19 protein-coding genes and 1 other RNA gene are annotated in these 23380 nt (G+C 30.6%); 15 read left to right on the top strand and 5 right to left on the bottom strand.

The genetic code is table 11. The features are described from left to right. Positions 1-20 precede the first annotated feature (20 nt). The 8 genes from CKL_RS15235 (at position 21) to CKL_RS15205 (ending at position 9361) form a co-directional block, all read left to right on the top strand. Positions 21-2201 carry a RelA/SpoT family protein gene (locus CKL_RS15235; protein WP_012103474.1) on the top strand — a complete coding sequence of 727 codons (2181 nt, stop codon included), beginning with the start codon at positions 21-23 and terminating at the stop codon, positions 2199-2201. Between the two features lie 74 nt (positions 2202-2275). Further along, positions 2276-2725: a D-aminoacyl-tRNA deacylase gene (dtd, locus tag CKL_RS15230; RefSeq protein WP_012103473.1), complete on the top strand. Its 450-nt coding sequence runs from the start codon at positions 2276-2278 to the stop codon at positions 2723-2725. 81 nt (positions 2726-2806) lie between these two features. Further along, complete coding sequence (locus CKL_RS15225) at positions 2807-3406, top strand: MBL fold metallo-hydrolase (protein WP_012103472.1); 600 nt, start codon at positions 2807-2809, stop codon at positions 3404-3406. Positions 3407-3448: 42 nt separating this feature from the next. Next, entirely contained in the window at positions 3449-4897 is a 1449-nt protein-coding gene (locus tag CKL_RS15220) for a coproporphyrinogen III oxidase (protein ID WP_012103471.1), read from the top strand. Between the two features lie 36 nt (positions 4898-4933). Next, positions 4934-6184, top strand: a complete 1251-nt coding sequence (gene hisS / locus CKL_RS15215) for a histidine--tRNA ligase (protein WP_012103470.1) — start codon at positions 4934-4936, stop codon at positions 6182-6184. Positions 6185-6270: 86 nt separating this feature from the next. Next, positions 6271-8043: an aspartate--tRNA ligase gene (aspS, locus tag CKL_RS15210; protein WP_012103469.1), complete on the top strand. Its 1773-nt coding sequence runs from the start codon at positions 6271-6273 to the stop codon at positions 8041-8043. A gap of 124 nt (positions 8044-8167) precedes the next feature. Beyond that, positions 8168-8344, top strand: a non-coding RNA gene (gene ssrS, locus CKL_RS20040) — 6S RNA. Positions 8345-8404: 60 nt separating this feature from the next. Continuing rightward, entirely contained in the window at positions 8405-9361 is a 957-nt protein-coding gene (locus tag CKL_RS15205; protein ID WP_012103468.1) for a DMT family transporter, read from the top strand. A 17-nt stretch (positions 9362-9378) separates the two neighbouring features. Here the strand turns inward: CKL_RS15205 and CKL_RS15200 are convergent, their stop codons facing one another. Beyond that, a complete protein-coding gene (locus tag CKL_RS15200) occupies positions 9379-10050 on the bottom strand; it encodes a DUF6483 family protein (protein WP_012103467.1) in 672 nt (223 codons plus the stop codon). A gap of 206 nt (positions 10051-10256) precedes the next feature. Here CKL_RS15200 and trhA point away from each other — a divergent pair, with 206 nt between their 5' ends. The 6 genes from trhA to CKL_RS15170 all read left to right on the top strand — a co-directional run bounded on the left by trhA (position 10257) and on the right by CKL_RS15170 (position 17494). Next, positions 10257-10904, top strand: coding sequence for a PAQR family membrane homeostasis protein TrhA (gene trhA, locus CKL_RS15195; protein ID WP_012103466.1), 648 nt, complete (start codon positions 10257-10259; stop codon positions 10902-10904). Between the two features lie 210 nt (positions 10905-11114). Continuing rightward, positions 11115-11675, top strand: a complete 561-nt coding sequence (locus tag CKL_RS15190; protein WP_012103465.1) for an MEDS domain-containing protein — start codon at positions 11115-11117, stop codon at positions 11673-11675. A gap of 256 nt (positions 11676-11931) precedes the next feature. Further along, complete coding sequence (locus CKL_RS15185) at positions 11932-12486, top strand: protein kinase (protein ID WP_012103464.1); 555 nt, start codon at positions 11932-11934, stop codon at positions 12484-12486. 289 nt (positions 12487-12775) lie between these two features. After that, on the top strand, positions 12776-14008 hold the full coding sequence (locus CKL_RS15180; protein ID WP_012103463.1) for a PucR family transcriptional regulator: 1233 nt from the start codon (positions 12776-12778) through the stop codon (positions 14006-14008). 146 nt (positions 14009-14154) lie between these two features. Further along, positions 14155-15531 carry a 4-aminobutyrate--2-oxoglutarate transaminase gene (gene gabT, locus CKL_RS15175; RefSeq protein ID WP_012103462.1) on the top strand — a complete coding sequence of 459 codons (1377 nt, stop codon included), beginning with the start codon at positions 14155-14157 and terminating at the stop codon, positions 15529-15531. 250 nt (positions 15532-15781) lie between these two features. Continuing rightward, on the top strand, positions 15782-17494 hold the full coding sequence (locus CKL_RS15170; protein ID WP_012103461.1) for a methyl-accepting chemotaxis protein: 1713 nt from the start codon (positions 15782-15784) through the stop codon (positions 17492-17494). 42 nt (positions 17495-17536) lie between these two features. Here CKL_RS15170 and CKL_RS15165 read toward each other — a convergent pair whose 3' ends face one another. From CKL_RS15165 to CKL_RS15155, 4 genes are all read right to left on the bottom strand, one after another. Further along, positions 17537-19390, bottom strand: coding sequence for an ATP-binding protein (locus tag CKL_RS15165; protein ID WP_012103460.1), 1854 nt, complete (start codon positions 19388-19390; stop codon positions 17537-17539). Positions 19391-19497: 107 nt separating this feature from the next. After that, positions 19498-19632, bottom strand: a complete 135-nt coding sequence (locus tag CKL_RS20035) for a cyclic lactone autoinducer peptide (RefSeq protein ID WP_081427999.1) — start codon at positions 19630-19632, stop codon at positions 19498-19500. Positions 19633-19637: 5 nt separating this feature from the next. Next, a complete protein-coding gene (locus CKL_RS15160; RefSeq protein ID WP_012103459.1) occupies positions 19638-20294 on the bottom strand; it encodes an accessory gene regulator ArgB-like protein in 657 nt (218 codons plus the stop codon). Beyond that, a complete protein-coding gene (locus tag CKL_RS15155) occupies positions 20281-20706 on the bottom strand; it encodes a hypothetical protein (RefSeq protein WP_242649431.1) in 426 nt (141 codons plus the stop codon). Before CKL_RS15155 ends, CKL_RS15160 begins: the two co-directional genes overlap by 14 nt. A 1654-nt stretch (positions 20707-22360) precedes the next feature. Here CKL_RS15155 and CKL_RS15140 point away from each other — a divergent pair. Next, positions 22361-23326 carry a sensor histidine kinase gene (locus CKL_RS15140; RefSeq protein WP_012103455.1) on the top strand — a complete coding sequence of 322 codons (966 nt, stop codon included), beginning with the start codon at positions 22361-22363 and terminating at the stop codon, positions 23324-23326. The last annotated feature ends 54 nt before the right edge of the window (positions 23327-23380 follow it).

Genomic DNA, 23380 nt, shown 5'->3' with positions numbered 1-23380 from the left:
TGATTTTAGGGAGTATCAGTATGTTGGAAAAATTAATGAGATTGATAGATGAAAATTGTAATAATATTGATGAAAAAATGGTTAAAAAAGCATATTATTTTGCAGATGAAGCTCATAAAAAGCAAAAAAGAGAATCTGGTGAGCCCTATATAATGCATCCTGTAGAAGTAGCTTGCATACTGGCAGAAATGGGAATGGATACAAGTACTATAGTAGCAGGATTGCTTCATGATATAGTAGAGGATACTGAATTTAGCAGGGAAGATGTAAGTAGAGAATTTAGTGTGGAAGTTGCAAACTTAGTAGAAGGTGTTACAAAACTTGGAAAAATAGAATATAAAACAAAAGAAGAGCAGCAGGCAGACAATGTAAGGAAAATGCTTCTTGCCATGTCAGATGATATTAGGGTTATACTTATAAAGCTTGCAGATAGACTTCATAATATGAGGACACTAAAGTTTCTACCTGTTAAAAAACAAAAAGAAAAAGCAAAAGAAACCTTTGATATATATGCTCCCCTAGCTTATAGACTGGGTATGTCTAAAATCAAATGGGAACTTGAAGATCTGGCCTTTAGGTATATTAATCAAAATGAATATTATTTTATAGTTAGAAAAATTTCAGAAAAAAGAGTAGAAAGAGAAAAGTATATAGAACAGATAATAAAAAAGTTAAGAGAAAATATGCAAAAAGCAGGTATAAATACGGATATTGAAGGAAGACCCAAACATTTTTACAGCATATATAGAAAAATGGTAAAGAAAAATAAAACAATAGATCAAATTTTTGATTTAACAGCAGTAAGGATTTTAGTAAGTACGATGAAAGATTGTTATGCTGCCCTTGGTATAGCACACACTATATATAAGCCTGTACCTGGAAGGTTTAAAGATTATATAGCCATGCCAAAGGCAAATATGTATCAATCTTTGCATACTACTGTTATAGGGCCTCAAGGGAAACCTTTTGAAATACAGATAAGAACCTTTGAAATGCATAAAACTGCAGAATACGGTATAGCAGCCCATTGGAAATATAAGGAAGGGGCTGACACTGCAGAGGATATAGATAAAAAGCTTACATGGCTTAGGGAAATGCTGGAATGGCAAAGGGAGACTTCAGATGCAGAAGAATTTATGGAAAGATTTAAAATAGATTTATTTTCAGATGAGGTATTTGTATTTACACCAAAGGGTACTGTTATAAATTTGCCCTATGAAGCTACTCCCATAGATTTTGCCTATAAAATACACACTGATATAGGAAACAGTTGTGTAGGGGCAAAAGTCAGTGGAAAAATGGTTCCACTAGACTATCATCTTAAAACAGGAGAAATTGTAGAGGTATTTGTGTCAAATACCCCCAAAGGACCAAGTATTGACTGGCTGAATATAGTTAAGAGTAATCAGGCAAAGAGCAAAATAAGATCCTGGTTTAAAAAAGCCAGAAGGGAAGAAAATATAGTAAAAGGCAAAGAACTTTTAGAAAGAGAAACAAAAAAGCAGGGGTATAACTTTGGTGAGATTGCAAAGGGAGAGATTATAGAGGTTGTACTTAAAAAGTACAATATAAATTCTGTAGATGATCTTTATGCTTCCGTGGGAATTGGTGCTATAAATCCATCCACTGTTGTTCTGAAAATGAAGGAAATGTATATAAAAATCTCCAAACCAGGTGGGGAGGACTGGAGTAAACTGGAAGATAAGCTTAATAAATATGCGGATAAATCTACAGATAAAAAAATCAAAAAATCTCCGGGAGTGATTGTAAAAGGAGAGACCAATGTACTGGTAAGATTTGCAAAATGTTGCAATGCAGTACCTGGAGATTCTATAATAGGATATATAACCAAAGGCAGGGGGGTATCTATCCATAGAAGAGATTGTAAAAATATGCAGTTGCCTCTAAAAAATAAGGACACTAAATTGATAGAAGTGAGTTGGGGAAATCCTAAAGGGACAGAATATATTACAGAAATTCAAATAAAAGCGGAAAATAGAGAAAGACTTCTAGCTGAAATAGTAGAAATTATAAGTCAGAGCAAGGCTACGTTGTATGCTGTAAATACCAAACCTCCTAAAAATGGAGTATCTATTATCAATATAAAATTAAAAATATTAAATAGAGAAGATATTAAAGAGGTAATAAAGAAGTTTAGAAAAATAAAGGGTATTATTTATGCTTATAGGACAAAAAATTGATCATTAATTGGCTGCTTTCAAATAAATAATACTTTTGTTGTTGATTTGAGGATAGCTTAAAGGGAGTGTTATACATGCGAGCAGTGGTTCAAAGGGTAAAAAGATCTAAAGTTGAAGTGGATGGAAAAATTATAGGTGAAATAGGAAAAGGGTTAAATGTACTTTTGGGTATATCTGTAGAAGATAAAAAAGAAGATATATCCTATATGAAAGATAAGATATTAAATCTCAGAATATTTGAAGATGAAGAGGGAAAGCTCAATAAATCTCTTCTGGATGTTCAAGGAGAGTTACTTATAATTTCTCAATTCACATTATACGGAGATTGCAGAAAAGGCAGAAGACCCAGCTTTATAAAAGCTTTAGGGGGAGAAAAGGCAAGGAGCGTCTACAATGAATTTATAGATCAGTGTAAAGATTCAGTCCATAATGTTCAAACAGGAGAATTTGGAGCAGATATGCTGGTTTCCATAGAAAATGACGGTCCGGTAACTATTATGGTAGACAGTGAGAAAATTTTTTAATAGAATTATATGTTACTAATTAAAATTTAACAAGTAGTGTAGAAAACTTTACACTAACTAATATTTTAGGGAGGTATATTTATGAAAATAAAAAGTTTGGTTGTGGGATCTTATGGGACTAATTGCTATATATTAATAGATGAGGGCAGCTTGCAGTGTGCGGTAATTGATCCAGGTGGAGATGCCCCGCAGATAATAAAAGCTGTGGAGGATTCAAAATGTAAAGTGAAATATATACTGCTGACCCATGGACATATAGACCATACAGGTGCCGTAGTAGAATTGAAAAATAAATATAATGCCCCTGTAGCAATAAGTGAGAAGGATTATAAAATGGTGCAGCAGGGAGCTTTTGTATATGGAAATATAGGAAATGAGGCTCCACTTTATATTAAAGACAATCAGATATTTGAAATCGGAGATATAAAGTTAAAGGCTATTTATACACCAGGGCATACTCCGGGGGGTGTAAGCTTTTTAACAGATAAAGTAGTATTTTCAGGAGATACACTGTTTCAAGGCTCCATTGGAAGAACTGATTTTCCAGGGGGAGATTTTGAAACAATTATAGATAGTATAAAAACTAAAATTATAGTTTTACCAAATGAAACTGTAGTGTTATCAGGCCATGGACCTAAGACCTTTGTAGGGGAGGAAAAGATGCATAATCCTTTTCTGTAATTATTCTAGGTCCAATCATTCATAGGTGGAGGGGCTGCTGAGATGGAAGTGAAGGTTAAATTAAATTGTGAGAGGTATAGATATCATATTTTTCAAATAATAAATTTATTCTATGAATTTTCAAATATAATTTTTGTAGAAAAGGATAATTGGGATTTTAATATAGAAATATTAATAGATAGAGTTATAATAAAACATGATAATGAAGTTTATGAAGGTAAATTTGAAAGCTGTTTGAAAGAAAAGGAAAATATAAGAAAGATAATATTTCTATATTTTAGTGATAGAACCTGCAAAAAATTGCCCTGGGGAACTTTGATTGGCATAAGGCCAAGTAAAATAGCACTGGAACTTATAGAGAAAGGGGAAAATTACGAAGGTATAGTTGAATACTTTCGTAATCATTTTTGTTGTGAAAGACGCAAAGCAGAGCTTTGCATAAATGTAGCAGCAAAGGAAAAAGACCTGGTGAATACACACAGCAGGAATATAAGTGTATATGTGGGAATGCCCTTTTGTCCTACCAGATGTCTTTACTGTTCTTTTACTTCCAATCCTATTGAAAATTTTAAGGATTTAGTAGAACCTTATATTGAAAGTTTGATCTATGAAATAAGGCAGATTTCAAGCTATATTAAAAAAAATAAATTGAATATAGAATGTATATATTTTGGAGGAGGTACCCCTACTTCTGTTGATGATGAAAAATTCAAAAAAATAATCTGTGAAATATATGATAATTTTGTATATGGACATAGAATAAAAGAGTTTAATGTAGAGTGCGGCAGGCCTGACAGTATGACTTTAAATAAATTGAAAACCATGAAAAAATATGGGGTGAACAGGATAAGTATAAACCCGCAAACCATGAATGACAGTACTCTCGAATTTATTGGGAGAAATCATAGGGTAGAGGATATAAAAGAAAAATTTCATATGGCAAGAGAGTGTGGGTTTGACAATATAAATATGGATATAATTGTGGGACTTCCCGGAGAAGGGATTGAGCATATAGACAAAACTTGCACTGAAATAGAAAAACTTTCTCCAGATAGCTTGACAGTACATGGCATGTCTGTTAAAAGAGGATCTAAACTTTATGAAAATATGATAAATAATACAAAATATTTAACTCCAGATGCAGTGGAATTAAATCTTATGTATGAAAGAACAGCCAGGGCTGCTGAAGCTTTAAATATGGAACCTTATTATTTATACAGACAAAAAAACATGGTGGGTAATATGGAGAATATAGGGTACGCTGCAAGGTATAATTTTGGACTCTATAATATAGAAATGGTTGAAGAGAGGCAGACTATAATAGGCTGTGGAGCTGATGCTGTTACCAAAGTAGTATTTTTAGAGGAAAACAGATTAGAAAGACATGGAAATATAAAGGATGTAAAAGAATATGTAAATAGAACAGAGGAAATGGTAAAGAAAAAGATAATGCTTTTAAACACTCTTTATGGAAACTTTCCAATTTCATAGTCAAACAAAAAAAATTTAGGAAGGAAGTAAATCATTATGGCTATACAAGCACCCAAAGGTACAAAAGATATATTACCTACGGAGTCTTATAAATGGCACTATTTAGAAGATAAATTCAAAAATATAGCAGATTCTTATGGATATAGAGAAATAAGGACGCCTGTATTTGAATATACAGAACTTTTTCAAAGGGGAGTAGGGGAAACTACTGATGTAGTACAAAAAGAAATGTATACATTTCTAGACAGGGCAGGAAGGAGCCTTACTTTAAAACCAGAAGGTACATCTCCTGCAGTAAGGGCCTTTGTGGAAGGCAGTTTGTACAATGAGGCACAGCCCACAAAATTATTTTATTTTACGCCAGTTTTAAGATATGAAAATGTTCAAAAGGGAAGGCTTAGAGAACATCATCAGTTTGGCATAGAAGCTTTTGGTTCCAGAGAAGCTTCACTGGATGCAGAAGTAATAAGTCTTGCCATGAGAATTTATGAGGAGCTTGGGGTAGACGGAATAGAACTCAATATAAACAGTATAGGTTGTTCCAAGTGCAGGAAGGAATATAATGATATATTGAAGACTTTTTTGTCTAAGCAATATGACAATATCTGTGATACCTGTAAAACCAGATTCCATAAAAACCCTATGAGAATATTGGATTGCAAGGAGAAAAGCTGCAGGGAAATAGTTAAAGATGCACCTTTGATGCTTCACCACTTGTGTGATGAGTGCAGGGAGCATTTTGAAAGTCTCAAGATGTATCTTGAAGGTCTTGGAATAGGATATAAAATAAATCCCCTAATAGTGAGAGGACTTGATTATTATAGTAAAACCGTATTTGAAATAATCAATAAGAATATAACCATATGCGGCGGGGGAAGATATGATTATCTTATAGAAGAAGTTGGAGGACCTAAAATGCCTGCAGTGGGATTTGGCATGGGAATAGAAAGAACACTTCTTACGCTCAGTGAAAATGGTATAGAAATACCCAAACTTCCCTATATAGATTTATATATAGGAATTATTGGAGACAAGGCTAGAATAAAGGCTTTAACGCTGACAAATAAATTAAGAGAAAAAAATGTAAGATGTGAATATGACCATATGAATAGAAGTGTAAAGGCAGAAATGAAATATGCCAATAAGATAAATGCAAGGTTTACAGTTATACTGGGTGAAAATGAAATTGAATCTGGTATTGCCAAATTCAAGAGGATGGAAGACGGGCAGCAGTTTGAAATCAGTTTGGGAGATTTAAGTGCAATTTTAAATTTAACCAGAATGTAGTTTGTAAAACTTGAAATATTCAAATAATAATTAGGATAGGAGTTGAAAATCTTTTATATGCTTAAGTATATAATGGAGATATAATTATGGGAGAAGAATTGAAAACACTTAAGAGAACCTGTATGTGCGGGGGGTTAACAGAAGCAAATATAGGGGATAAAATTACTGTTATGGGCTGGGTTCAGAGAAAGAGAAATTTGGGAGGTCTTGTATTCGTAGACTTAAGAGATAGGACAGGAATACTTCAAATAGTATTCGGGGAAGCAATAAATAAGGAGGCCTTTGAAAAATCAGATAGTGTAAAGTCAGAATACTGTATAGCTGCAGTAGGGACCATTGTAAAAAGGGAATCTCCTAATATGGAAATTCCAACGGGGATGGTAGAATTAAAAGGAGAATATATAAAAATATTTTCAGAGTCTGAAACTCCTCCGATATACATAAAAGAAAATTTAGATGCAGCTGAAAATATAAGACTTAAGTATAGATATCTTGATTTAAGAAGACCGGATATGCAGAGAATATTTATGTTAAGACATAAAACTGCAAAAGTCATAAGAGATTTTCTAGATGAACAGGGATTTTTAGAAATAGAAACTCCTATACTTGGGAAAAGTACACCAGAAGGTGCCAGAGATTATCTCGTACCCAGCAGAAATTATAAGGGGAAATATTATGCACTTCCTCAATCCCCACAGTTATTTAAACAGCTTTTAATGGTTTCTGGGTATGACAGATATTTTCAAATAGCAAAGTGTTTCAGGGATGAGGATTTAAGAGCTAACAGACAGCCTGAATTCACCCAGGTAGACATGGAGATTTCCTTTGTAGATCAGGAAGAAGTAATGGATTTAAATGAGAGACTTATTCAAAGGGTATTTAAACAGATACTGGATGTGGATGTAAAGCTTCCTATAGAAAGAATGACCTATAAAACTGCTATGGATAAGTACGGCAGTGATAAGCCGGATCTAAGGTTTGGCATGGAAATAAATGATATAAGTGAAGTTGTTAAAGGCGTGGATTTTAAAGTATTCCAAAATGCACTGGAAAATGGAGGCTCTGTAAGGGCCATAAAAGTTACCGGTTCTGCTGCTCTTGGCAGAAAACAACTAGATAAGTTAGTTGAATTTGTGAAGACCTATGGCGCATCAGGACTTATATGGATGGCCTATAAAAAGGAAGGAATCAAATGTTCCATATCAAAGTTTCTAACAGAGGAAGATACCCAGAATATATTAAATAAAATGGAAGCAGCAGAGGGAGATCTAATACTTATAGTAGCGGATAAAAATAAAGTTGTATTTGAAAGCTTGGGTGCCCTCAGAATTCACATGGCTAAACAAACGGGTATATTGGAAGGAAATAATGATTTTAAATTCGTATGGATAACGGAATTTCCTCTTTTATCTTATAATGAAGAGGAGAATAGATATCAGGCAGAACATCATCCTTTTGTCATGCCTATGGATGAAGACATACAGTATTTAGAAAGTAATCCGGAAAAGGTAAGAGCAAAGGCATATGATATAGTGTTAAATGGAGAAGAACTGGGTGGAGGAAGTATAAGGATACATGATACTAAGCTTCAGGAAAAAATGTTTGGGGCAATTGGCATTTCAAAAGACACTGCCTGGAATAAATTTGGATATTTTCTGGAAGCCCTTAAATTTGGACCACCACCTCATGGAGGACTTGCTTATGGATTTGACAGAATGATAATGTTTTTAGCGGGTACTGATAATATAAAAGATGTTATAGCTTTTCCTAAAAACCAAAATGCATTTTGTCCTTTAACAGAAGCACCAAATTCAGTGGATAAATCTCAGCTGAAGGATCTAGGAATAGAAGTAAAATAATCAAATATTTTTTAATTTAAAGTTAAATTATATGATTATACTAAAGATAAATTTAAAAAAATGTAGTATAATAGTATTATAAAATAACTTTTGTTGTAATTTTAAATTTAATAAAAAAGTTTTAATATTCCTACTGTGTACGGGGAACGAGTTAATGTTGGCTGAACATTTCATAAAAGGGAATCCCACTCTTTTTGTGGAATGAAACTCAATTTATTTTGAGCACAAGAAGCAAAAAGGAGATGCCCACCTGTTAAGAGCGGGTTCAATATAACTTATTCTGCGGCATGGTGGGGTTTTAATTTTTTTAATTAAAAATGTTTACTTTTAATTACATAAACAATATAAGGGAGATGACAAAGTGGGATATCTATATATTATTTTAGCTGCTATAACCTTCAGTACTATGGAGATAGCAGGTAAAGTAATTGCTGACGTTATAAATCCATTTCAGCTGAATTTTTTAAGATTTTTAATAGGCGGACTTATATTGTTACCACCTACCATTAAAGTACTTAAAAATAAAGGCATAAAATTAAATAGAAAAGATTTTGGGTATTTTATTATAACGGGACTTTTATGTGTTGTAATTAGTATGTCTTTTTTTCAACTTGCCATAGTCTACACAAAAGCTTCTACTGTTGCTATAATATTTAGTACAAATCCTGTATTTACAATTCCTTTTGCTTATTTTATCTTAAAAGAAGATTTAAAGAAGTCCACTATTTTTTCTCTGGTGTTAAGTTTGATTGGAATAGTATGCATTTTAAATCCCTTCCAAGCATCACAGGGTGGAGATGTTAAAGGAATAATATTATGTGTAATAGCTGCCCTTACATTTTCAATATATAGTGTAATAGGTAAAATGAAATCTTCACGATATGGAAGTATAGTTATGAACTGTATGACATTCCTGGTAGGAGACATAATAATGTTGATTTTAATAGGCATTTCTAAGCTTTCAATATTTAAAAATGCAGTTTCAAACAGCAGTTTTCGTATTCTTTCAGATATTCCGGTATTTCAGGGCATAACCCATTCGAATATATTCATTATAATATATTTAGGTGTAGTTGTTACAGGACTTGGATATCTATTTTATTTTCTTGCAATGGATAATACCTCTGCGTCCACTGCATCTATAGTATTTTTTATAAAGCCGGCTCTTGCTCCTATTCTTGCATTAATATTGCTAGGAGAGAGTATGCCCGCTAATACCATAATAGGGGTGTTATTTATATTAGCTGGTTCACTTATGACATTTACATTTACGGAAAAAAAGAATGGTATTGAAGATAAAGTTAAAATAAATGATTGAAACCTAAAGGGCTTCAATCATTCATTTTTTAATAATTTTTCATTTAAAGAATTCAGTGATTCAATTATTTCTTCCCGGGGTAGGTTACCTCTATTCAGTTCATTTTCGCTTTTTAAAAGTAGGGTTTCATAAAATTTTACAGCATTTTTTAAACACTCTCTAGAAAAATCACTGTCTTTTAGTATTTCATATAATGTATCCTCCGCCTTATCAAAGCTGCCAACTTTCAAGTAATACTCTATCAGCCTATTTTCAATATCCCGGGATAGTTTATAAGGGGAAACCTTAATTATAATGGGGTCAATATCTGAAAAATGGTTTTCTAAATCACAGTGATCATTTTTAATTAAAAAGGCATTTAAAAAAAGATTTAAAGATTTTTCATATATGTAAAAAGCATCCTGTTCTTTATGCTGATTTTCTAAAATATCCCCTTCTTCTTTTAATAATTTGCCCATCATTATATATTTATCTGCATTTATGGTTCCATCACTTTTTATTATTTCAAGCAAGTTTTCTGTAGAAAAAGAATTGAAAAATTTTATACTAAGTCTGAATATATACTTAAAGGCATCATCTATCAAGTCCAGGGCTTTTGTATAGTTTTTATTTTTTTTATTATAAATTATCTGTTCTAACAATTCTTCAAATTTTTTAATTAATTCATCTGTTATGCTTCTTTTTAACATGATTAGACCTCCTGAAATCTTCACAAAACCTATATTAATACATACATTATACTAAAAAAACAATTTATTTACTATAAATATATGATGAAAATCAATAATAGGTATTGAATGTAAATATTTCATGTGATAATATTGTATATAGTACATATAGTTTACAAAACTACATATAATAATATACATATTAAATTTTAAAGGAGTGATTTCATTTGTATAATGAAGTTAAATTATATACAAAAGGAGAGGAAATAGCAAATGCCATAACTCATGGTATAGCTGCACTTTTATCTATAGCAGGGATGGTTCTCTTAATCGTATTTTCAAGTAAGATGGGCGATAAATGGTATGTGATAAGTTATACAATTTATGGAATCTCCATGTTTATACTATATCTTGGCTCCACCTTATATCACAGCATAACCAACCCAAAAGCTAAAAGGGTTTTTAGAATAATTGACCATTCTTCCATTTATCTTTTAATAGCCGGAACCTATACTCCTTTTACCCTGACAATTTTAAGAGATTCTGTGGGTTGGCTAATATTTTGGATAGTATGGATTATGGCGTTGCTTGGAATAATAATGAAGGTATTTTGGGTAGGTAAATACGATGTTGTATCCACACTGATATATATATTTATGGGCTGGATAATAATTTTTGCCATAAAAATACTTTTGGTAAAGCTATCCACAGCAGCAATAGTTCTTTTGGTCTCAGGAGGAATTATATATACATTGGGTGCTCTTTTATATATGTTTAATAAAATACCCTACAATCATGCTATATGGCATCTTTTTGTTATAGCGGGAACCTCATGCCATTTCTTTTGCATACTTTTATATTTATTTCCCAATTAATTAAGCCAAAGTTTTACAGAACATAAGAATTTTTTATTGCAATAAATAGAATTTATGGCATCTATATGAAAAAAATATATAATTATTTTGGATAATATAATGAAATTCACATAAATAAAAAAAATTTACTAAATATTAAAAGGAGTATGCAGCTATAGTATAGAATATATTTAAGTATAAATTAAATTTATATTTATAGAGGGTAAAATTATGGATAAAAATAATATTTTTGGATTTAATTCTTCTTTTTACTATTTTGGATTACAGCATTTAGTTTTGAATATGTATAACTATATTAAAGATGGTATTGATAAAAATGAAAAAATATATGTGTGCATGGCTCCTGAGGTATACAATGAATTAGCAAGCTATTTATCAGATATATATGGATTTAGTTATGTAGAAAATTTTCGTATACATAAGATTATTAGCTGTTATAACAAACTGAAGCTAAATGAAATAAGAGCAAAGCTTTCAAAGCATATAGATGAAATTGTTGAAAATGGTTATTCAGGAGTCAGGTTTATCATACAGGCAGATTATATGATTTTAAGCAGTTCCCGGGAATATTTTATGGACTTTAATAAATCTATACTGTATATAATCTTGGGATTAAAGGCTTCTTTTATGAGTCTATATGATTTCGAAGATTATTTAAAGCACAAATATATAATAGATGACGAGGTTATCTTGGAATCCTATAGAGTTCATTCCCATAGACTCTATAATGGAAATCTGCAAAATTGCCGTGGACTCTCTCATTCAAAATAATCCTAGTTGAACAACTAGGATTATTTTAAGTGAGAATTTCAAATAAAATTGATTAAATCTATGGAGTTATTACATATGGGAACTATTTATTATCAAGGCATTATAAGTTTAACCATAAATGATGAAAATTATGTATAAGATACTTAATATTCTAAAAATAAATATAGTAACATAATAAACATGTTGTAATAGTATATATTAATGGTATTTTAAATCCTTTGTTTTTATATTACATAAAAACAAAGGAGGTGTTATTGTGAAAAATTTACAGGACCATTATGAAGGTATCCCAGTCGATTTAAGATCTTGCAAGTATTTAGGGAGAGGGCATAGTGGACAAGTATATTTAATGCCAGACAAAAAAGTTTTAAAAGTATTCAATAGTTCACACAGCTGTAAACGTGAATTTGATATATTAAAATCTGTAGAAGGAAGTCCTCACTTTCCCAAGGCTTATGAAATGGACAAGTATTATATGATTAGAGAATACGTGGGGGGAACTAATGTAAAAGATTATCTTATAAGGCATGGTTTAAGTAGGTCCTTTGTTATAAGAGTGATAGAGCTTATTGATGATATGAAGAAGCTAGGTTTTACAAAGCTGGAAATGAGATTTCCTCATCTATTTGTTCAAGAAGATGGATCACTTATGTTAATAGATCCAAGAAAAAGCTATGTTCAGGATATACCTTATCCAAAATCTTTTTTAAGAAAGTTAAAAAAAATGGGGCTATTACAAGAATTTATAAAAATATTGAATGAAGAGAGACCTGATATGGACTTTGGAGTTTATTCCCATAGAGTAATATAAAAGAAGAGAGCTTACAATGTTATTTAGCCATTGTAAGCTCCTTTTAAATGCTGATTAACATAACAATTCAATAAATTATAAGTAAATTATCAGAATGATTATTGACATTTTAATAAAATGGTAATATTATTAATGAATAATAATAAATTTAATAATGTATTTAATTTATTGTTATGACATATCTCTTCTAGATAATATAACTCATAATATATCTCGAAAATTTATTTAGACGCCTTTATTTTGAAAATTTCAAAATAAGGGCGTTCTTTTAAAATATGTTAGGAATGATATGGAGGTGTATGATGAAACTATGATAATAGATTGCGAGAATATAAGGGCATTACCCTATGCAAATAAGTTGAAAGTGGTAGCAGGAAAAAGAGGTATGGGAAGGATTATAAAATGGGTGCATTTTATGGAAAATCCAGGATATATACGCTGGTTAAAGGGAGGAGAACTGATTTTAATAACTGGAATACTTATAAAGGACGATATAAATATTCTTTATAAGTTAATTGAAGATTTAAATTCCAAAAACATAGCAGGACTTGTTATAAATGTAGGTCCTTATATTCCAAGTACTCCCAAAAACATAATAGAACTTGCAGATCATCTTGATTTTCCAATATTTGAATTGCCCTTTGAAGTAAGGCTCATAGATATAAGTCAAAGTATATGTAAGGCAATTTTTATGAATAAAATGGAACAGGAGTCAATGAATAGTTTCATAAAAAACATTATTTTTGGAGATTTAAACTATGATGAAGATGAAGTAAATAAATCTAAATTTTATAAATACAATCCGGGAAAGACTTATTGTTCAATGGTATTATATGTAGATAATTTTATAAGTTTCGTTAAACAGGGGGGAGTGTGGAATGAAGAACTTGAAACCAGGACAAGACAGCAGATTGAAGAGATTATAGTCAATATAATGAATAGGCTAAATAAAAAATCCATTAATATAATTGAAGATACTTTTATTGTAATCATGTTTCCTGTGGAAAAATATGAAAGAGATAAAATAAATTCAATTGCAGAAGAAATTCTAAGTAATATAAATTCAAAAATAGAGGAACTTAAAATAAGTATTGGAATAGGAAGCTTTTGGACAAGACTTGAAGAACTTAAAGACAGTGTGAATAAGGCACAAAATGCCTTGAAAATTTTAGGAGGAAATAAAAATAAAGTATGCAGCTATAAGGATATGGGTATGTACAGATTATTGTTTGATATGAGCAAAAAGGATGAAATGAAAAGACTTCTTAGAGAAATATTAGGAGAACTTATGGAATACGATAGTAAAAATTCTACAAGTCTGGTTGAAACTTTGAAGGTTTATATTAATGAAAATTGTAATTTAATACACACTGCGGAGGAACTTTTTATTCATAAGAATACTCTAAAATATAGAATTAAAAGAATAGAGGAGATATTGAACTGTAATCTTAGAAATATGGAGCATTTATTTAGATTTGATATGGCTTTTAAAATAAAGAATTTTTTGTCCTGTATGAAGTAAACAAATGCTGTGTTATATAATTGTCCTTTTTATACATATGAATATTGGTGATAATGTGTTAAATTGTATATAATATATTTGTTAAATAAATAAATTACAGGCTTAAATATATTAATTTATCATGAAATGTGTATGGGGGCGTTAAAATGATTGAGGAAAAAAATGCAAAAATTATAACTGAAATACCAGGACCTAAATCTAAGGAACTTATAAAAAAAAGAGAACAATATGTGGCCAAAGGAGTAGGATGTAGTTCACCAATATTTGTAGAAGAGGCTAAAGGTGCACTTATAAAAGATATAGATGGAAATGTATTCGTTGATTTTGCAGGAGCCATAGGAGTTCAAAATGTAGGTCATAGAGATGAGGGAGTAGTAGAAGCTGTAAAGGCTCAACTTGACAAATATATACATCCATGTTTCCATGTAAACATGTATGAACCATACATCACTCTGGCAGAAAAACTTGTGGAAATTACTCCAGGCAGTTATGAAAAAAAGGCTATGTTTGCAAATAGCGGGGCAGAAGCAGTTGAAAATGCCATTAAAATAGCCAGAGCCTATACTAAAAAAACCGGTGTAATCTCCCTATGGGGTTCTTTTCACGGAAGGACTAACATGACCATGTCCATAACAAGCAAATACAAGCCATATAAAGATGGATTTGGACCATTTGCTGCACAAACTTATAAAACAGAAGGAGCTTATTGTTACAGATGTGCTCTTGGATGCAAATATCCAGAATGTGGTATAGCCTGTGCTGAAAAACTTAGAAGTATGCTAAAGACTGTGAATTCCAGAGATGAAATAGCTTGTTTAATAGCAGAACCTATACAGGGGGAAGGTGGATTTATAGTACCTCCAAAAGAGTATTTTAAAGTTATTCAGCAAATATGTAATGAAAATGATATAGTATTTATTATCGACGAAGTACAAGCCGGCTTTGGGAGAACTGGAAAGCTGTTTGCACACGAACACTTTAGAGTTGAGGCAGATATCATAACCATGTCAAAATCAATTGCAAATGGATTCCCATTAAGTGCAGTCGTAGGAAAGGCAGAAATTATGGATGCTGCCTGTGTTGGTGGGATTGGAGGCACATATTCTGGAAGTCCCCTGGGATGTGTGGCAGCTCTTAAGGTTATAGAGAAGATAGATAAGGACAATCTCTGTGGCAGGGCCTTTGAAATTGGAAAATACATTACAGCAAGGTTTCAGCACATGAGAGAAAAATATGATGTAATAGGGGACATAAGAGGCCTTGGGGCGATGATAGGAATAGAATTTGTAAAGGACAGAAGCACAAAGGAACCCTATGCAGAGCTGGTTAAAAAAATTACACAATATTGTTTTAAAAGAGGAGTAATAGTTTTAAATGCAGGATTATTAAGTAATGTAATAAGATTTTTGCCACCTCTTGTAATAACTCAGGAACAATTGAAATATGGTATTGATGTAATTGAAGAGGCAATAGAAAGTGAATTGGGAGTAATAAATCAGTTGGAATATAAAAGTATAGTCTAATTAAAGTCATTAACTGTATATTAAAAACTGCTATCTAAAAAACTCTATATAATATATAATAAATTGGTAGGTATAATAGCCTACCGATTTATTTTTGTAAAAAATTATATTAAAATAGATTCTCTACAGCAAACTCTACCTGAACCCATGAATTACTTTATATTAAAAAATTTTATAAATTTAAGTTATAAGTTTAAATACTAATATGCTATAATAATTTAAAATAAAATATGTAAAGGAGATTTTTATCATGAATTGGTTCTCGGATTTAAAGATTTTTAAAAAATTAATGTTGTCCTTTATCGTAATAACACTATTTACATGTTTGGTGGGAATTATATCTATAAATAAAATAGGAAAAGTAAATACCAGCTTAAGCAACATGTATAATGTAAATTTGAAAAGTACAAACATTCTCCAGGAATTGAAGACAAATCTAATGGAAGCCAGATCAGATATGCTTGTTATTCTAGATCCAATTAACAAAAGCAGTTTGGATGATGTTGTTAGTAATGTTAGCAAGTTAAAGACAGAAGATGAAAAACTTGTATCTGACTATAAATCTACCATAACAAATGATAAAGACAAGGAGTTGTATACACAATTTCAGCAGTATTTGGATGGGTGGAGAAATGCCAGAGAAAATTACATAAAGTTCATACAACAGGGAGATTATGAAAATGGCAGAACACAATTTGGACAAACAGAAACTTATAGAACGAAAATGTTTTCTGTACTTGATCAATACATAGATTTAAAAGTAAAGGCAGCTGGAACAGACTATGACGATGGAATTGCCCAATATAAATCTTCTTTTATATTTTTGATTGTAATAATTTTAGCCAGTGCGGCTTTATCCATAATTCTTGGAATTCTTACATCAAATAATATTAACAAACCTATTTTAAAAATTAAAGAATTGGTAGATAAATTTTCAAATTTTGATTTTTCTTCAAACACCAATATAACAAGAAAAGATGAATTTGGACAAGTTGCTTTATCCCTTAACAAGGCACAAAAAAATATAGTGGATTTAGTAAAAAATATTATGGAAGACTCTGAAAATATGAGCAGTTCCAGTCAGCAGTTATCTGCAACTGCAGAGGAGCTTTCATCTAAGGCCCAGAGTATAGACAATTCACTAAAAACTGTGGCAAACAGTATACAGGAAACCAGTGCAGCATCTGAGCAGATAACTGCTTCTATAGAGGAAGTGGACTCAAGTGTAAATGAATTGTCACAAAAGGCTATGGAGGGAAGCAATAATTCCATTCATGCCAAGGAAAGAGCAGATAATGTAAAAAATACAGGAAAAACAGCCATGGAATACACAGAGAAAATATATGAAGAGAAAAAACAAAATACCTTAAAGGCCATTGAAGATGGTAAAGTGGTGGAAGATATAAGACAAATGGCAGATACTATAGGAAGCATAGCAGAACAGACAAACCTATTGGCTCTTAATGCAGCTATAGAAGCTGCAAGGGCAGGAGAACATGGAAAAGGCTTTGCTGTAGTGGCAGAGGAGGTTGGAAAACTTGCCGAACAGTCTTCAGAAGCTGTTGTAGGCATTCAGGATACTATAGTAAAAGTTCAGGAAGCTTTTAAAAATATTTCAAAAAGCAGTGAGGAAATATTGGACTTTATAAATGAAAAGGTAAATCCACAATTTGAGACATTTGCAGGTATGGGCGTAGAATATTATAATGATTCTGATTTTGTGAGCAAAATGTCAGAGGAACTGGCATCCATGTCAGGAGAGCTGGCTGCCACCATAGGCCAGGTAAGTGAGGCGTCACAAAGCATGGCCTCTACTGCACAAAAATCATGGGAGAATACAGAGATAATACAAAATGGTATTGATGAAACTACAAAAGCTGTAGGTCAGGTATCAATGACCGCACAAAGTCAGGCAGAGCTGGCCCAACGGTTAAATGAAATGGTGCAAAAATTTAAAATTTAATTAGAGAAGAGTTTGTGGTTTTTATTAAACCTGCAAACTCTTCTATTTTGTAAGGGAGTATATATCAGAAAACTCTATATCTATTTTTTCCACACTGGTTTTAAATGGTGTGTTATTTTCGAATTCATTTTTATCAATTATCTCCACAGGTAATTCTATGGAAAATTTACTTCCCCTTCCCTGTACGCTGGTAACTTCTATTTTTCCATTGTGCATGGTTACAAAAGATTTTACAAGATATAAACCTACTCCGCTTCCCTCATGTTCCCTGGACAGGGAACGATTGGCCTGACCAAAACGCTCAAATATAACTTGAAGTTTATCTTCGGGAATTCCATCTCCATCGTCTTCTACAGTAATTAGTACAGTGTCCCCCCTGTCCTCTACGTTTACATATATAGTGCCCTGAGAATTTGTATATTTAAAGGCATTGGAAAGCAGATTAAGCATTATACGTTCCATTTTGTTAGGATCAAAAGCCATAATTTTTTCTTCCGTATTTGTATCAAATATTAACTCTATATTTTTAGAGTCAATATGAGAAGCCACGGATTGAGTGATATCTTCTACCACACTTACTATGTCCATGTTTTTTTTATTAAGGCTAATGAATCCAGAGTCTACCCTGGTTATATCTGTTATATTATTTATTAACCTTATAAGTCTTAGACAATTTTGTTTCATGGTTTTTAAATAAGATTTACATTTTTTCATATCCTCACTGTCATATTTATTTAAATATATATCCATAGTTTGAATAGCCACAAATATAACATTAATAGGCGTTTTGAATTCATGGGACATATTTATGAAAAAGTCCATTATAAGAGTGTTGAACTCTTTAGTTTCATTTAATAATTTTAAATTTTTCTCAGCAGTATTTTTTAAGCTTTCCATTTGTTTTTGAGAGGTTAAGTCCAGCAGAAAAGTCAGTATAACAGGTTTGCCATCATAAATAAAAAATGAAGAAGTATTTTTCACAGAAATAGTATTACCTTTACAGTTCAGTATATTTTCTTCATTTACAATTTTAGATAGTTTTTCATCTATGATATTTATATATTTTTTTCTGATGGAGGAAATATCTTCATCTCTATAGTGATCATATAATGACTTATCATTTAATTTTAAAGGGTCTTCACATCCTAGAAGTCTGGAAGCACTTTGATTTGCATAGATTATTCTTCCATTGTCATGAACTATAATGGAGTTTACGGAGTCCTCAAACAGCATATGAAAACACATTTCATTTTTAAACAGTGAAAATTCAATATTTTTTCTTTTTATATTCTGTTCTTTCAATTTGCAGTTTAACAAGTCCAATTTATTGTCCTTATTTCTATTATTTTCGGCTTCTATATCCATGTAGTAACCCAGTATCCAGGATATAAATATGAATATTCCAACCAGTATCAAATCCTTTTGAAAGTATACATTTATATCATTTATAGTGGGAGCATATAATAAATCCACCCCCAGTATAAAAAAGGAAGAAAAAAAAGCAGTTATAATTCCATATCGGGAGCCATATTGTATTACTGAAGCTATTATTAAAAGTAAAAACAGGTATTTATATTCATTTTCGTAAGAATTAGACATGTATATGGGCAGAGAAATCAATAATGTAAAAAGTATTGTCTCTATGAGCCAGGATTTTCTGAACACATTTGAGGAGCGTTCTATTTTAGTGTTAATTATAAGCCACATTATGCAAATTAGCGCCAGAATACCTGATAGAAAAGCTGTAGTGTATAAACTGAAATTAATATTTTCTTTTATATATAAATATATCCAATAATTGGGCAAATTGATGTATATAATAACTGCAATAAATATTATTATGGCTATTTTTATCATGGATAACATAACAGACATATCTTTTGTAACAGGCTTCATAGATAAGTCCTCCTATCACATAAATTATATTTATATCGGTTTCTGAAAAGTAAAAATTACCAATTTCATAAATCAGTAATTTTTACTTAAAAGTGTGCTTAGATTTTTTATTTTCTCAAGCACTCGGGTTCTTCTGGTTGATAAAAACTCCAAAAACATGCTGAAGCAGAGACTGTAAAAGCCATTAGTGTACACATTAATACACACAAGGATAAAAATATTCTTATAATTTTACTTTTCATTGATATTAACTCCTTTCAGTTGTAGATTTTAAAATAAAATCAACCTTTTCAAAGATTGTTGTGCCCATCTTTGTCAGAGTAATAGACTGCCATAAAATACCCAAAATAATGCTGTGTATAATTTTCAAGTAATAAGGTTTAAGGGTTGTTTCATAAAGTGTAGATAAAATTACTATAACTATAGAAAATACTATTAATGTAATAATAGAATTTTTTTTGAACTTTTTTTTCATGTTTGTATTTGTAATGGGTTTTTTAATGCTGTCTACAGGAGCTTTTAGAATAACTATTATAAATGAAGCTGTTATGAAAAATATACCCATAGCTATAGTGTTCGTAAGAGAAATATCATAGGAAAATTTATCAATTACAAGCCCTACAGCAGAGGATAAAACAGTGCCTATTATAATACATCTATTGGGAGAAGAAGCATGTACACCTCCAGAATATTTTCTTAAAATACTTGCTGTAGTGGAAAATATAAGTGCTTCATAAAGTACTCCTAAAATAAATCCTGCAATCACAATCCATAAAATAGAGAATATAGTCTGAATTAGGTTAATTGCACCGTATACTATAATTTGTTCTCTATCCTTGTCTATAGTCAAAAGTATTGTAGCCTTTTTACCTAAGAAAGCTGCCAATTTTTCAGTCAGATACATTTTTTATTTTTTCTCCCCTTTTTAATATATAATGAAGGATAATAATTACTAAAAATAAAATTATCAGTGAAGGAATACCAAGTAGACATTTTTTTATAGGATTAATGTTAACAATATCGATACTTGTATCTATGTTAAAAAAATTTAGTACGAATATATTTAGAAATTCACTTAATGAAAGTATTAAGGACATAATTAGTGTACTATATATGGAAGTAATTATAGGTATTCCTGCAATTATCATAATAATTATAGTAAAAATAAGTATAATTATAGTATGAACTCCAAAATATATGGGAAGATTTCTTGTAAAAAAGGCAATTACACCCATTATAATACCTAAAAGTATATATTTTTTTATACTGAAAGCTTTCTTAGCTAGTATAGTTATTCCCCAAATGACTAAAAACATCTCAGGAATACTCCTTAAAAAAAGTTCTATCCAATGAAGTTTTAACATATATTAGATCCTTTCCATATTTCTTATTATATATGTGAAAATTCTACATAAAAAGTAAAATTCCTTCTTAAAATATTAAAATAAATGAAATTTTTAATATTTTAAAAAGAAAATCAAATTTTTGATAAATTAATATGTTTGTTTTTAAAATGATAAATTACCAGTATAAATAAAAATACCATAATAAGAGATGGCATTCCCAGTAAACATTTTTTAATAGAAGCACCGATAGAATCCACATATAATAAAGTCGTTTTGATATGAAAAATATTTAGTATTAATATATTTAGAACCTCACTTCCACTAAGTATTAAAAGCATACACAATGTGCCATATGAGGAAGAAATCAAGGGCATGCCTTGAATAACTAGAAGACTTATTGTTAGAACAATGACAATTAATGTATGAATACCCCAGTAAACAGGAAGTCTTCTTATAAAAAAAATGCAAAGGCTCAGCGAGATACTTGAGATAATATAATTTTTTATAGGTAAAGATTTTTTAGCTATTACACATACTCCTGCTAACATTAAAAAACTCTCAGGAATGCCCCTGAGGAGAATCTCTATCCAGTGAAGTTTGAACATAATTATTGCGTCCTTTCATCATATATTTTTAAGACTATTATTTATTTTAATTAAAATTATTAATTATGCTGATTTTTAAAATAGTCAATTAATGTAATAAATAAAAACATTATAATAAGAGAGGGAATTCCAAGCAGACATTTTCTGATGGAGTCCGTGATGGAATCCATATATACCAAATTTATTTCAATATTAAATACAATTAGCATTAAAATATTCAGAACTTCACTTAAACTGAGGGTAAGAAACATAAGCAGTGTTCCATACGAAGAAGTGATTAGGGGAATACCCTGGATAAACATAATACTTATTATTAAAATTATAGAGATGAATGTATGAATACCCCAATATATGGGAAGCCTTCTTATAAAAAAAATACATAAGCTCAGTCCAACAGTTGATATAATATATTTTTTTAAATTAAAATATGTTTTACTTACTACACATATACCCCAAGTTATTAAAAAAGTTTCAGGAATATTTCTTAAAAAAATTTCTATCCAGTGAAGTTTAAGCATAATTTATATGTCCTTTCCTCTACGAATATTAAAGTATTGCAATATTAATCTATAATTTTCTACAAATTCTACATTTATTTCATCTTATGTTATATATAGATTCTACAAAAAAAAAAAAATCCTTCTTAAAATTCTAAAAGTATTTAATTGAATAATGCAGTTTTTGAATTTTCATAATTATATCTATATAGAGAATAATGACCTTTTTATTTCATGTTAATTTTATACATAACATTTAAAAAATGAAAAATATTCTTTTGAAATATTTATTTTTAATTGTATAAATGGTATAATTATCAGTGGATGTAAAGTTTTATTGTATTGTTCTGGAATAGTGATTTTAAAAGTGTTTTCTAAAAGATTAAATTCAGTTTAATTATTGCCTAATTACTTATATTTAGTTGTCGGGTTAATATAGTTCTTACAAAAAGTTCTATAATAGCATAACTATTAATATAATTATAAAAACATAATTATTGATACGGAAATGGGTGTGAAAATATGAATAGTTTTAGTGAGCAAGGTAGAATCAATGAAAAATTATTGGAGGATTCCTCAAGAACAAGTGTTTTTTGCGGCATGACCTTAGAGAAACAGGTTCAAAAACTTAAAAGTGATGTGGAAAGAAATACTGAACTTCTAAATGAAAGTCAAAAACTTAATAAAAATATTACAGAATTTATATCTGACATATCCCATGAGTTAAAGACACCCTTAAATGTTATTTTTGCTGCGATACAGGTGCTGGCTGCGTGTAAAAGCTGTGAAGACCAGAAATGTATTAATAAGCGAGATGAGTATCTTAAGATAATGAAGGAAAACTGTTACAGGCTGATGAAGCTTATAAACAATTTATTGGATATAAGCAAACTGGATTCCGGGTTTATAAGATTAAACTGTCACAATGAAAATGTTGTGAGTATAGTTGAAGATATTGCGTTATCATTGGTACCTTATGTAGAAAGTAAAGGTATAGAATTGATTTTTGATACAAACGTGGAAGAAAAGATAATGGCTGTAGACTCAGATAAAATGGAGAGAATAATTTTGAATTTACTATCTAATGCAGTAAAATTTACTCCACCAGAAGGAAAAATATATGTAAATGTTCAATGTGATGATGAAAATGTATATATTGTAGTAAAAGATACTGGAATAGGAATACCGGAGGATAAACTAAAGGTTATATTTGAAAGATTTGGACAAGCAGGTAGTACTGTGGAAGAAAACCAAGGAAGCGGTATAGGTCTTTATCTGGCAAAATCCTTTGTATGTCTTCATGGAGGAGAAATTAGCGTAAAAAGTAGCAGGGGCGGGGGTAGTGAATTTACCGTAAGGCTTCCTGTAAAAATTATAGAAGAGAATTATACAGACAAAATTGATTGTACAAATGGTGGGGAAATCACCTGTAAAAATAAAATGGATCAGATTAATATGGAATTTGCAGATGTGTATTTTAAAATTTAAATTATTATTACAGGGAAAAACAGATTTAAATTACCGATTATAAATGCTATAATG

The sequence above is a fragment of the Clostridium kluyveri DSM 555 genome (assembly GCF_000016505.1).
In the GTDB taxonomy this organism is placed as follows: Bacteria; Bacillota; Clostridia; order Clostridiales; family Clostridiaceae; genus Clostridium_B; species Clostridium_B kluyveri.
Note: the sequence above shows the minus strand (reverse complement) of the source record. Positions and strands in the feature narration are given on the sequence as shown.

Excerpts from the sequence above, each read along its gene's own strand:
- CKL_RS15235 (WP_012103474.1), top strand. The coding sequence starts at position 21 with ATGTTGGAAAAATTAATGAGATTGATAGATGAAAATTGTAATAATATT.
- CKL_RS15225 (WP_012103472.1), top strand. The coding sequence starts at position 2,807 with ATGAAAATAAAAAGTTTGGTTGTGGGATCTTATGGGACTAATTGCTAT.
- CKL_RS15155 (WP_242649431.1), bottom strand. The coding sequence starts at position 20,706 with ATGTTTTTAGTCATTTGGGGAATAACTATACTAGCTAAGAAAGCTTTC.
- CKL_RS20035 (WP_081427999.1), bottom strand. The coding sequence starts at position 19,632 with ATGAAAAGTAAAATTATAAGAATATTTTTATCCTTGTGTGTATTAATG.
- CKL_RS15140 (WP_012103455.1), top strand. The coding sequence starts at position 22,361 with ATGAATAGTTTTAGTGAGCAAGGTAGAATCAATGAAAAATTATTGGAG.
- CKL_RS15220 (WP_012103471.1), top strand. The coding sequence starts at position 3,449 with ATGGAAGTGAAGGTTAAATTAAATTGTGAGAGGTATAGATATCATATT.
- gabT (WP_012103462.1), top strand. The coding sequence starts at position 14,155 with ATGATTGAGGAAAAAAATGCAAAAATTATAACTGAAATACCAGGACCT.
- CKL_RS15200 (WP_012103467.1), bottom strand. The coding sequence starts at position 10,050 with ATGTTAAAAAGAAGCATAACAGATGAATTAATTAAAAAATTTGAAGAA.
- CKL_RS15160 (WP_012103459.1), bottom strand. The coding sequence starts at position 20,294 with ATGTATCTGACTGAAAAATTGGCAGCTTTCTTAGGTAAAAAGGCTACA.
- dtd (WP_012103473.1), top strand. The coding sequence starts at position 2,276 with ATGCGAGCAGTGGTTCAAAGGGTAAAAAGATCTAAAGTTGAAGTGGAT.
- CKL_RS15165 (WP_012103460.1), bottom strand. The coding sequence starts at position 19,390 with ATGAAGCCTGTTACAAAAGATATGTCTGTTATGTTATCCATGATAAAA.
- hisS (WP_012103470.1), top strand. The coding sequence starts at position 4,934 with ATGGCTATACAAGCACCCAAAGGTACAAAAGATATATTACCTACGGAG.
- CKL_RS15190 (WP_012103465.1), top strand. The coding sequence starts at position 11,115 with ATGGATAAAAATAATATTTTTGGATTTAATTCTTCTTTTTACTATTTT.
- CKL_RS15180 (WP_012103463.1), top strand. The coding sequence starts at position 12,776 with ATGGAGGTGTATGATGAAACTATGATAATAGATTGCGAGAATATAAGG.
- aspS (WP_012103469.1), top strand. The coding sequence starts at position 6,271 with ATGGGAGAAGAATTGAAAACACTTAAGAGAACCTGTATGTGCGGGGGG.
- CKL_RS15170 (WP_012103461.1), top strand. The coding sequence starts at position 15,782 with ATGAATTGGTTCTCGGATTTAAAGATTTTTAAAAAATTAATGTTGTCC.